Raw genomic sequence first — 9,649 nt, 5'->3', positions numbered from 1 at the left:
TCGAGGTTGCCGGATTCCTTCTCCCAGTAGAACTGACTTGCCATAGCCCAGAGCACGTTCATCCAATAGGCGGTCATGGCCCCGCCCAGGATCGCGAAGCCCATGAACTCGCGGCTTGCGTTCATGGCTTTATATATGTAAACGTAAGACGCGGTTCCCAGTACCGGCAGTATCACATCGAAGGCAATCCAGGACGGCTCGCGGTTGACACCGATTATCCTGACGTAAGCACGCCCCCAAAGGGCCCTAAGGTTTGTTGACAGGGCTGGCATCGTCAGTAAGCCTCCTTCCGACCACCTCCAGGAAGACGTCCTCCAAAGACGGCTCTTCCTTTCTCAGGGAGAGGATCGTGGATCCGATGTCACTCACCGTCTTAACCACCAGAGAGAGGACGGAGTCGTCCTGGATGATCATGGTGAGTTCAGAGGTGTTCGTTCCTGGTTTGTGCGCCGCCGCGAGGCGTTTGACCCCTGGCAGATCCCGGAACTCGTCCGACCTGTCCTCGTGGGACGCGATCTCGATCCTGAGGACCGAGTCCCGCGTGACCCGCCTCTTGAGGTTCGCAGGAGTGTCGCACGCAAGGATCTTCCCAGAGTCGATTATGGCTATCCGGTCGCACAGTTCCTCCGCGTCCGCCATGTAGTGGGTGGTGAGGAGCACTGTCTTCCCCCGGCCCGAAGAAACCCAGGATTTGATGTAACCTCTTACATCCCTGGCTGCTGCCACGTCCAGACCCAATGTCGGCTCATCGAGGAACAGTATCTCTGGGTCGTTCACGAAGCCCCGAATGAAGTTCATCTTCTGCCTCATGCCTGTTGACAGCTTGTTGATCTTAGTGTCGCGTTCCTGTGAGAAATTCAGGCGTTCCATCATTGTGTCTATGTTTGACAAGGCTGCCTTAGTGGGCACTCCGTAGAATTGCGAGAACATCCAGAGGTTTTCTCGGACGGTCAGGATGCCGTACCCGGAATGCTCGCCGCCGGAGACCATGTTGATCATCCTCCGCACGGCGTATGGGTCGCGCATGACATCGGTTCCGCCCACGAAGGCCCGGCCAGAGGTGGGGGCGAGCAGCGTGGATAGAATCTTGATCAACGTTGTCTTGCCGGCGCCGTTGGGCCCCAGGATCCCAAAGAGCTCTCCCCGCCCAATCTCGATGTCGACTTGGTCCAGTGCAGTGAAAGGCTTGGCCTGGCCGTTCTTGTCCCGCTTTCCCCGGAAGACACGGGTGAGACGCTCTGTGACGACCGCCTGTGCTGAACCGTGCATCAAACCCACACCTCCCTGAGTGCCTCGCAAGGCCATATCATACATGAAGGCATGAGCGCAGTCAACCAATATACACCAGAAACGCCGCGGTCCTCGCAAGCCAAACGCCCCCGGTCACCCGTTCCTTACGGGTGGCGGGGGCGCAGGTGTGATGCGCGCCACGATTTGGAAGCTACTTGAAGAACACGTGATTACCGATGACTCTGGTTACGGGCCGCGTACGAACCCACCAGTTGCTTGTCTTGGCGGGGTTGTAGAACCCGATCGCCCCGTAGGATGGATCCCATCCATTCAGGGCGTCTCTCGCCGCACGAAGAGCCGTGGCCGTGGGGGACACGTTGATGCGTCCATCAAGAACCGGGCTGTATTGATAGTACCGCCCGTCCACCACCTGGTAGATGACGCCAGGGATGGTGTTCGGATACTGAGAGCTTCGGACTCGGTTGAGCACCGAGGCGGCAACAGCGACCTGCCCTTCGTAGGGCTCACCCGCAGATTCCGCCGTCACAAGTTTCGCCAGGAGCATTACATCAGAGGAGGATGCACCGGAAGACGGCGGAGGCGTGGATGGGGAGCTAGGTTGGGACGCTGGGATCTTGAGAACCTGGAACGGGTAGATTGTGTCCCCGAAGAGGCCGTTGGCGGCCTTGAGCGCGTCCACGGTGGTCCCGAACCGGCGTGCGATCAAGAAGAGGGAGTCGCCCGACCTTACGGTGTATGTAGTCGCGGCACTTGTCACTGTGACGGAAACGAGGACCAGGGTCGCGGCGAGAATAGTGATGAGAGCGAGTCTGCCGTAGTGCGGGTTTCTGGACTTCAATTACTGCAACTCCTTTCCCTGATATGCCTGGATCACAAGGGGCGCGCTTCCTCATGATGGTCTATTCGGCAGGCATAGGCGAAACTCCCGCTGGGAACCAGCGGATGGGAGCAGTTCCCATAGTGCCGTGGCCAGGGAAGTGCACAGCACTGGTGAAGGGGGCCTCAAGCGGGACGCTGCAGGGGGAGCTGATCACGGAGAATCGGAGGCCGGGTCTGTCGAAACACGCGACGCCCGGGGCTCAAAGCCTCCGGGCGTCACCGCGTTCCCTTGGTCCAAGGACCTGTCCGTGGTCCTTATGACCTGGCAGGATTCACATTGGTGTGGGGCGCGTAGTTGGTTTCGTTGGTGAAGTTGGTGGACACCTGCGGCCTGAGCGCCTGCGCGAAACTGGCCTGGGCGCCCGCCACTGTCTGGCTTATCAGGCTCTGCTCCGCGGCAGCTATCATGTTCCTGACCATCTGCCCACCGATTCTGCCAGCCTCGCGCGCAGGTATATCTCCGAGGTACCCGCCGCTTGTGTTGTAGTCCACGCCGACCTGGCTGGCTATTTCATACTTGAGCTGATTCAGGGCCTGACGCGCCTGCGGATTGAGAATCTGATTGTTGTTCCGCCGTGGCATCGATCACTTCCTCCTTCCTTCCGCGAATTGCGATTGCGTATGTAGTTTTACCTGGGCTTTCGGTAACATACTAGAAGTTTCAGTCACGTGAGGAATCAAGACTCAGCTTCGGAGGAACTACAGAATGCACGGAGAAACTAGAGACTGAATCGATGATCGAGAGGAAGAGCGATAGAGTGCCCAAACTCCGCTGGAACCCAGGAACAGTTCTATGCCCGTGCCCAGTTGTGATGGTCACATGCCAGTGTGAGGACTCAAAACCAAATATCGTGACCGTCGCCTGGATTGGAACGATTTGCAGCGACCCACCGATGCTCTCCATCTCAGTCAGGCCTGAACGGCATTCACACAGGCTGATTACTGAATCGGGCGAGTTCGTGGTGAACGTCCCCACCTTGGACTTGACCCGGGCCACAGATTACTGTGGTGTCGTCTCAGGGAAGGAAGTCGACAAGTTCGAACGCACAGGCCTGACTGCTGCCCCCGCTGTTGTCGTCAGGCCGCCAGTGATCCAGGAGTGCCCGCTCAACATCGAATGCAGAGTGGCAAGAACTCTGGACTTGGGGTCCCACACCATGTTCCTGGCTGAGGTAGTTGCGGTGCAAGCTGAGGCGAGCCTCATGACAGCCGAGGGGAGGCTCGCGTTCGAGCGCGCAGGCCTTATAGCTTACGCCCACGGACACTACTATGCGCTCGGCAAGACGCTGGGGCATTTCGGGTACTCCGTGAGGAAGCGGCCTGCAACCCGTGCACGCACTCGGCGCTAGCCGCACCTGGCAAGAACGGCCCTGCATGGCGAGGCGTCTGCGCCCTCAAGAGGAAGCGGGAGGGCTATCAAGGTGTACTCTCCCGGCTCGATGCCTCGAAGCTCCAATCCTTCGATGATCAATATGTCCGCTGAGAGCAGGGTCCTGTGAACTCTCCCATCAGAGTGTGGGCCCTCAATAGACATGGAATCTGTTCCCACCAAACCCACGCCTCGCTCAACGAGGTACGCTGCGCATTCTGTGTCCAGGCAGTGCAGGTCATCGTGGGCAGTCGGGTGAGTCTTGATGAGAATGCGTGGGTGTGTGCCATCTCCGACAGCATGAGCGAGCATATCTCGGCTGATCACACTGGCTCGATTGGATAGGTCAACTACCAGGCACGGCCCGATAAGACGGGACAGGGGGAAACTACTAATAGGGGCCCCATGTGGCAAGAAATGGGCGGGTGCGTCCACGTGCGTACCTGAATGGGTGCCGAGGGAGACTCGAGACACCCGGACGCCGGCCTGCTCCATGCCGGAGACTGGCGAGATCGTGACTTCGGGGTCGCCGGGCCAAACGGGCATGCCTGTCCTGAGCGGTCTTGATACGTCGAGGAATGTGACGTTCACTGCGTACTCCCTCCTTGCGGCTTTATCTGCCGCCGGACTAAGTGTATAATGACCCTGAACTGGAGGTGATTCTAGTGGGCAGGGTACGCAGGCGTGTTCTCGTCGCCCTCCTCGTCGCCGCGGCCGCCGGTCTACATGCGGCCGAGGGCTTGCTCCCACCGTTGCCATTGCCTGGGGCAAGAATAGGCCTTGCTAATGTAGCGACGTTGCTTGCCCTGCGAATTCTGGGGTTCGGATCCGGCGTCGCTGTGAGCGTGCTGCGAAGCCTCCTGGGCGGACTCATAGGCGGAGGCTTTATGGGTCCCGGGTTCTGGATGGGCTTCGCTGGAGCGACCCTCAGTGCGGCCGCGATGGGACTCACCATCCGCTTGCTGCCCGCGCAGGCCTCTAATGTGGCAGTAAGCGTAATTGGGGCCACGGTGCACAGCCTGGCTCAGCTGGGCGTGGCGGCCATCCTCATCAGGCATCCGGCACTTCTGGCATACCTGCCCGTTCTCCTGGGTGCCTCCATGCTGACCGGGGTATTCATCGGTCTCGTATGCGATCGCCTTTCTCCAGTACTCGCGCGGGTGATGCCACTTTGGAGGAGCCCTGATGGTAACTAGACCTCATATCTCCAAATTGATGTTGATATGCATCATTCTTCTGGTAGGCACCGGCCTTATCTGGTCGGGGCACACTCCCCGTCGGCGCCGGGCAGGCGGCGGAGTACTTCGGATCTCCACTATTGGTCGAGACCGTGAGACTGTGGTGGATACGATCCGCCTGACGGAGGACGGGCCCCGCCGCGTGTTGGAAGTCTCAGGCCCGCTCGGCACAACCGAGATTGAGGTAGACGGCCTACGCGCCCGGGTCATCGCCTCTCCTTGCCCTGACAAGATATGCATCAGCATGGGATGGCTTTCTCGGGAGGGTGACTTCGCCGCATGCCTGCCCAACCGTGTGTTGGTGACTGTGGATAGCCCGGACCGGGACTGACGCGGCCTCGCTCATCCGGTCTCCGGTCAGTCCGGGTCTTCCATGGTCCTGATTACTGCGGGTACCTCATGCACGAACGAGAATTCACGGATTCTCTCCACTGCTGCCCTGAGTGCCCCCACGCGCCCGGAGTGAGTCACAAAGACCAAGTCCACAGGGTCCTGTCGTCCTTTCTGGATGACCGATTGCAGGCTCACCATGTTGTCGGCGAACACTTGGGCTATGCCGGCGAGAACCCCGGGGCGGTCGTCTACGACGGTGCGCACGTAGAACCCGCCGAGCACGTCATCGGGCGGAAAGACCTTCGCCTTGCTCCCTGCATAGCGCCAGTTGTGTGCTCCTCGTCGGTTCACTATCCCCTCGGCGATCTCGATAATGTCTGCGACTACCGCACTCGCTGTCGGGAGATCACCCGCGCCCCGCCCCGAAAACACCAGATCTCCTGAAGCGTTTCCTTGGACGAACACTGCGTTGTACGACCCCGATACTGCCGCTAGTGGGTGCGATCGCCTCACGAGCGATGGCCCGACCGATAGCTCAAGGGCACCCGCCCGATTCCTCGCCACCGCCAGGAGCTTGACAACGTATCCCAGCTCAGCCGCGTACTTGATGTCGGAGGCAGTGATTCTGGTTATACCCTCTCGACAGACCATTTGCGGATGCACCGGGACTCCGAACGCCACCGAGGCGAGGATGGCGAGCTTGTAGGCTGCGTCATGACCGTCTACATCGTTCGCAGGGTCTGCTTCTGCATAACCCAGCCTCTGCGCTTCAGAAAGAGCCTGGGCGAATTCCGCGCCTTGCTCCGTCATCTTCGTGAGTATGTAGTTGGTCGTACCGTTTACGATTCCGACGATGCTCTCTATGCGGTTGGCTGCCAGACTGTCTTTGATGGATTTGATGATAGGGATGCCTCCGGCCACACTGCCCTCGAACCGGATGTCCACGCCGGACTTGGCAGCGGCGTCGAAGATCCTGTCTCCGAATTTGGCGATCGCCTCTTTATTGGCGGTGACTACGTGTCTGCCGGACTCGACAGCCCGCAGGATGTACTCAAGTGCAGGGTGCGAATTACCGATGACTTCAACGATTATATCGATTTCCGGATCCGACAGGACATCCTCCGGGTCGGTGGTCATCATCCCCTCTGGGTAGGGCACGTTTCGCTCCTTGGCCGGGTCGCGAATCAGGACTCTCTTGACCAGAATGGGGGCGCCGGTCCTGGCTGCGATCTCGTTGCTGTTTTCCTTGAGGACTCGATACACTCCTGTTCCTACAGTGCCGAATCCCAGAAGCCCTAAGTTTATGGGTCTGTGGCTCATGGTTTGGGAGTTCCTCCGTGTTCGAATTTGGGTGTAAATGATCTACTATTCGACCTCGTGGGCAAGCTCCCCTTCTGGACAGTGTTGGCATTCTACAGACCTTCTGAGATAATTACTGTGAGGACTTCCGCCGAAAGGAGTGAGACCATGGTCCCTGGGTGGGTCAGCATCTCATCGGCAGTTCAAGAGGCGTTGGAGTCCGGGGAGCCTGTATGTGCCCTGGAGACCACGATCCTCACTCACGGCCTGCCCAGGCCGGAGAACTACGATGTCGCTGTGGCGGCGGAGGAGGAGGTACGTGCTGCGGGGGCGGTCCCGGCCACCATCGGGGTGTTGGATGGAACGGTCAAGGTTGGGATGGGAAGGAGCGAGATCCGCCGGCTTGCTGAGATGCCCGACGCGGCCAAGATCGGCCGGCGGGAGTTGGCAGTGGCGGCTGCGCTCGGCCTTTCTGGGGGCTGTACGGTCTCGGGTACGTGCACTGTTGCGTCGGCCGTGGGTATCGGGGTTATGGCTACCGGCGGCATAGGCGGTGTTCACCGAGGGGTCGAGGCAACCGGTGACATCTCCGCGGACCTGCTGGCTCTCGCGGTCTGCAGCATGGTGGTTGTCTGCTCGGGCCCTAAGTCGATTCTTGACGTGCCCAAGACCCTGGAACTCCTTGAGACACTGTCCGTCCCGATCGTAGGCTATGGGACAGATACTGTCCCGTTGTTCTATGTCCGGTCCAGCCCATACAAGGTCACCTGTTGCACGGAATCCCCAGCGCAGATCGGCAGGATAGCCCGGGCGGCACGCGACCTTGGCTTGGCCGGGGCGGTGCTGGTCGTGAACCCTGTGCCCGAAGATGCGGCAATGGACAGTTCCCGTTTGGAGGAATCTCTCAGGCGTGGGGAATCCAGCGCGCAACGGGAAGGCATCTCGGGGCAGCGGGTCACTCCCTACTTGCTCGACTGGATTCACCGGGAGACTCATGGAGCTTCCCTCCGGGCGAACGTCGCCCTGATGAAGTCCAATGCGCGGCTTGCCGGGCTGATCGCCCGGCATCTAGCAAAGGTCTGATCAGGCGTACCGTTCACCTCTGCCGACGCATAGTGTGCCATGCGGAGGTGATAGGGGTGTTGGACGAGATCAACTCGCGCCTGCAGGCCTGCGGACTTCCTGCCTGTGCTGTGGCCGTGGAAAGGCCCTCTGGATGCAAGCGTGACCTGCGGCGCGTGGTGGTTCTGCTCCGGCCGCATGAGTGTCAAAGCGTCATGGATGCAGTCCGGACCGCCCGGGAGGCCGCGCAGATCATCGGCGAACTGGCGATGGGGGCCGAGGATCTAACCATCAGGGTGATAATCTGATTCGAAGGAGGGTCTTGGTTGAGAGTAGCTGTGGCTGTGGACCCCCTAGAAGAACGCGGGGACGCCGCCCGCGCGGTGACCGCCGCTCTTATTGAGAGATGTGAGACGTGCGTGGTACCGGCTGATAGCGAATTTCTCGCGGCCATACGAGGAGCCAAGCCGGACATAGTCTTCAACCTGAGTTCTGGGGTCCGTGGTGAGAGCAGGCAGTCTCAGGTTCCGGCAATGCTGGAGATGGTAGGCATTCCCTACACCGGGTCAGGAGTCCTGGCGCATGCTCTGGCGCTTGACAAGGCGGCGGCGAAGAAGGTAATGAGCTACTATGGAATCGCCACGCCCAAGTTCAGGACTATCCTCACAGGCCCGGAAGAACTCGATGGGTGGGACACATTTCCCGCGATAGTCAAGCCCGGGCGCGAAGGATCAGGCATGGGGATCCACAGAGACAGCTTGGTTCGCACTGCAGCCGAGGCTGTGGCTCAGGTGGAGCGAGTTCGCACAGAGTTCGGCCTGCCTGTCGTAGTGGAGGAGTTCATCGAGGGGGCGGAGTTCACTGTAGGAGTCATGGGCAATCCCCCTTGCGTCCGCGCTTTGCCTCCGCTTCTCATCGACTTCAGTGAGCTTCCGCCCGAGACTGGACGGTTCTACACCTATGAGGTGAAGAAGGATTTCGGGGAGTCCACCAAGTACCTCTGCCCTGCGCCTATCTCACCTGAACTCCGTACTGCTCTTGAGGCTGCCGCATGCGGCGCATTCATGAGCATCGGATGCAGAGATGTGGCCCGGGTAGATATCCGGGAACGTGGGGGACAACCTTACGTCATAGAGATAAACAGCCTGCCTGGAATGCGCCCCGACTACAGCGATCTGCCCAAAGTGGCGCTGGCTGCCGGGATGGACTACCCGACACTCGTCCGCAGGATTCTGAGCCTGGCATGCCGAAGAACAGGCTTAGTATCACCATTCGACTTGCCGGATGTCGGTCAACAGGGTCTGTAATGATCCGGCGCGCCGCGCCGCGGGGAGGAGAACCACGTGCAACTGCTCTTTGTCGTAATCAACGACACTGCGCTTCTGGACGACCTGCTGTCTGCCTTCCTACACGCCGGAATAACCGGCGCGACGTGCATAGAGAGCGTCGGGATGGGGCGAACGCTATCCGAGATCGATCCCGGGTCTCTCCCGATCTTCGCGGCTCTCAGGCACCACCTTAATGAGAGCAGGCCTTACAATAGGACTGTGTTCGCGCTCCTTCCTGACGATAAGGTGGATGAGGCAATATCCGCTGTACAGAGTGTCGTCGGGGATCTCACCAGGCCGGGCACCGGCCTTCTGTTCACGGTTCCCGTCGGCAGGGTTGTCGGGTTCCCCAAAACCCAGTCAGGCCTGGATTCTCTGACGAAGTAGTGGTGTGCGGGCGGGGAGGTTACCTATGAACGTCGTGCTGGCGATCGGCCTCCTGCTTATTTCGGGCGTAGCGGCGGGAAGGCTCGCGGGTGAGTTGAAGATGTCCTCGGTTACGGGTTACTTGGTCGCCGGTCTGGTTCTGGGGCAGGTGTGGCCGGGTATCAGGCAGCCTGTCTCGGGGATGGCTATAGCTCTGGCAACGGACATCGGTCTCGGGCTGATTGCCTTCGTTGTGGGAGGCGAGTTGGAGGCCGGGAGGCTTCGTTCGCTCGCCCGTGGAGTCCTTGGGATGGCTCTCGCCCAGGCGCTTGGGGCCTTTGCCCTGGTTGCCCTGGTATCGGTCTTGCTCGGGCATTCGTCAGGGGTAGGCCTGGTCATCGGGGCCATTGCCGCCGCCACTGCCCCTGCCAGCACGATAATGGTGGTCCGACGGCACAAGGCTGAAGGCCCTCTCACTCAGGCTCTTATTCCAGTCGTGGCAATCGACGACGCTATCTGTATCG

General features: G+C 60.0%; 13 protein-coding genes and 1 pseudogene. 8 read left to right on the top strand and 6 right to left on the bottom strand.

The genetic code is table 11. The features are described from left to right. From NUW23_13400 to NUW23_13385, 4 genes and pseudogenes are all read right to left on the bottom strand, one after another. Positions 1–272, bottom strand: a 272-nt coding sequence (locus NUW23_13400; GenBank protein ID MCR4427155.1) for an ABC transporter permease, incomplete at its 3' end; no start/stop codon positions are given. Further along, a complete protein-coding gene (locus NUW23_13395; protein MCR4427154.1) occupies positions 247–1,269 on the bottom strand; it encodes an ABC transporter ATP-binding protein in 1,023 nt (340 codons plus the stop codon). The genes NUW23_13395 and NUW23_13400, both read right to left, overlap by 26 nt. A gap of 172 nt (positions 1,270–1,441) precedes the next feature. After that, positions 1,442–2,089 (bottom strand): cell wall hydrolase, encoded by a 648-nt coding sequence (locus tag NUW23_13390; protein ID MCR4427153.1) that lies wholly within the window; start codon positions 2,087–2,089, stop codon positions 1,442–1,444. Positions 2,090–2,511: 422 nt separating this feature from the next. After that, positions 2,512–2,712, bottom strand: a pseudogene (locus tag NUW23_13385) (alpha/beta-type small acid-soluble spore protein). 152 nt (positions 2,713–2,864) lie between these two features. Here NUW23_13385 and NUW23_13380 point away from each other — a divergent pair. Next, positions 2,865–3,479 (top strand): flavin reductase family protein, encoded by a 615-nt coding sequence (locus tag NUW23_13380; GenBank protein MCR4427152.1) that lies wholly within the window; start codon positions 2,865–2,867, stop codon positions 3,477–3,479. On the opposite strand, the gene NUW23_13375 is transcribed toward NUW23_13380, so the two are convergent. Continuing rightward, positions 3,476–4,090, bottom strand: coding sequence for a cyclase family protein (locus tag NUW23_13375; GenBank protein MCR4427151.1), 615 nt, complete (start codon positions 4,088–4,090; stop codon positions 3,476–3,478). The two genes, NUW23_13380 and NUW23_13375, sit on opposite strands and share 4 nt — an antisense overlap. A gap of 74 nt (positions 4,091–4,164) precedes the next feature. Here NUW23_13375 and NUW23_13370 point away from each other — a divergent pair, with 74 nt between their 5' ends. Next, on the top strand, positions 4,165–4,695 hold the full coding sequence (locus tag NUW23_13370) for a Gx transporter family protein (protein ID MCR4427150.1): 531 nt from the start codon (positions 4,165–4,167) through the stop codon (positions 4,693–4,695). Continuing rightward, the gene (locus NUW23_13365) at positions 4,685–5,068 is read left to right on the top strand and encodes a NusG domain II-containing protein (protein MCR4427149.1); all 384 of its coding nucleotides are present in this window, start codon (positions 4,685–4,687) and stop codon (positions 5,066–5,068) included. The genes NUW23_13370 and NUW23_13365 overlap by 11 nt, the downstream gene beginning before the upstream one ends. Before the next feature lie 26 nt (positions 5,069–5,094). Here NUW23_13365 and NUW23_13360 read toward each other — a convergent pair whose 3' ends face one another. Then, positions 5,095–6,390, bottom strand: a complete 1,296-nt coding sequence (locus NUW23_13360) for a homoserine dehydrogenase (GenBank protein MCR4427148.1) — start codon at positions 6,388–6,390, stop codon at positions 5,095–5,097. A gap of 147 nt (positions 6,391–6,537) precedes the next feature. Here NUW23_13360 and NUW23_13355 point away from each other — a divergent pair, with 147 nt between their 5' ends. The 5 genes from NUW23_13355 to NUW23_13335 form a co-directional block, all read left to right on the top strand. Continuing rightward, the gene (locus NUW23_13355; GenBank protein ID MCR4427147.1) at positions 6,538–7,452 is read left to right on the top strand and encodes a pseudouridine-5'-phosphate glycosidase; all 915 of its coding nucleotides are present in this window, start codon (positions 6,538–6,540) and stop codon (positions 7,450–7,452) included. A 56-nt stretch (positions 7,453–7,508) separates the two neighbouring features. After that, on the top strand, positions 7,509–7,739 hold the full coding sequence (locus NUW23_13350; GenBank protein ID MCR4427146.1) for a hypothetical protein: 231 nt from the start codon (positions 7,509–7,511) through the stop codon (positions 7,737–7,739). 18 nt (positions 7,740–7,757) lie between these two features. Further along, positions 7,758–8,738, top strand: a complete 981-nt coding sequence (locus tag NUW23_13345; protein MCR4427145.1) for an ATP-grasp domain-containing protein — start codon at positions 7,758–7,760, stop codon at positions 8,736–8,738. 36 nt (positions 8,739–8,774) lie between these two features. Then, complete coding sequence (locus NUW23_13340; protein MCR4427144.1) at positions 8,775–9,146, top strand: hypothetical protein; 372 nt, start codon at positions 8,775–8,777, stop codon at positions 9,144–9,146. Between the two features lie 25 nt (positions 9,147–9,171). Further along, a partial coding sequence (locus tag NUW23_13335) for a cation:proton antiporter (GenBank protein MCR4427143.1) occupies positions 9,172–9,649 on the top strand: 478 nt, incomplete at its 3' end.

Source organism: Bacillota bacterium, assembly GCA_024655925.1.
Lineage (GTDB): Bacteria > Bacillota > DTU025 > DTU025 > JANLFS01 > JANLFS01.
This window is presented reverse-complemented; position numbering and strand designations above follow the sequence as displayed.

Excerpts from the sequence above, each read along its gene's own strand:
- NUW23_13395 (MCR4427154.1), bottom strand. The coding sequence starts at position 1,269 with ATGCACGGTTCAGCACAGGCGGTCGTCACAGAGCGTCTCACCCGTGTC.
- NUW23_13360 (MCR4427148.1), bottom strand. The coding sequence starts at position 6,390 with ATGAGCCACAGACCCATAAACTTAGGGCTTCTGGGATTCGGCACTGTA.
- NUW23_13355 (MCR4427147.1), top strand. The coding sequence starts at position 6,538 with ATGGTCCCTGGGTGGGTCAGCATCTCATCGGCAGTTCAAGAGGCGTTG.
- NUW23_13365 (MCR4427149.1), top strand. The coding sequence starts at position 4,685 with ATGGTAACTAGACCTCATATCTCCAAATTGATGTTGATATGCATCATT.
- NUW23_13380 (MCR4427152.1), top strand. The coding sequence starts at position 2,865 with ATGATCGAGAGGAAGAGCGATAGAGTGCCCAAACTCCGCTGGAACCCA.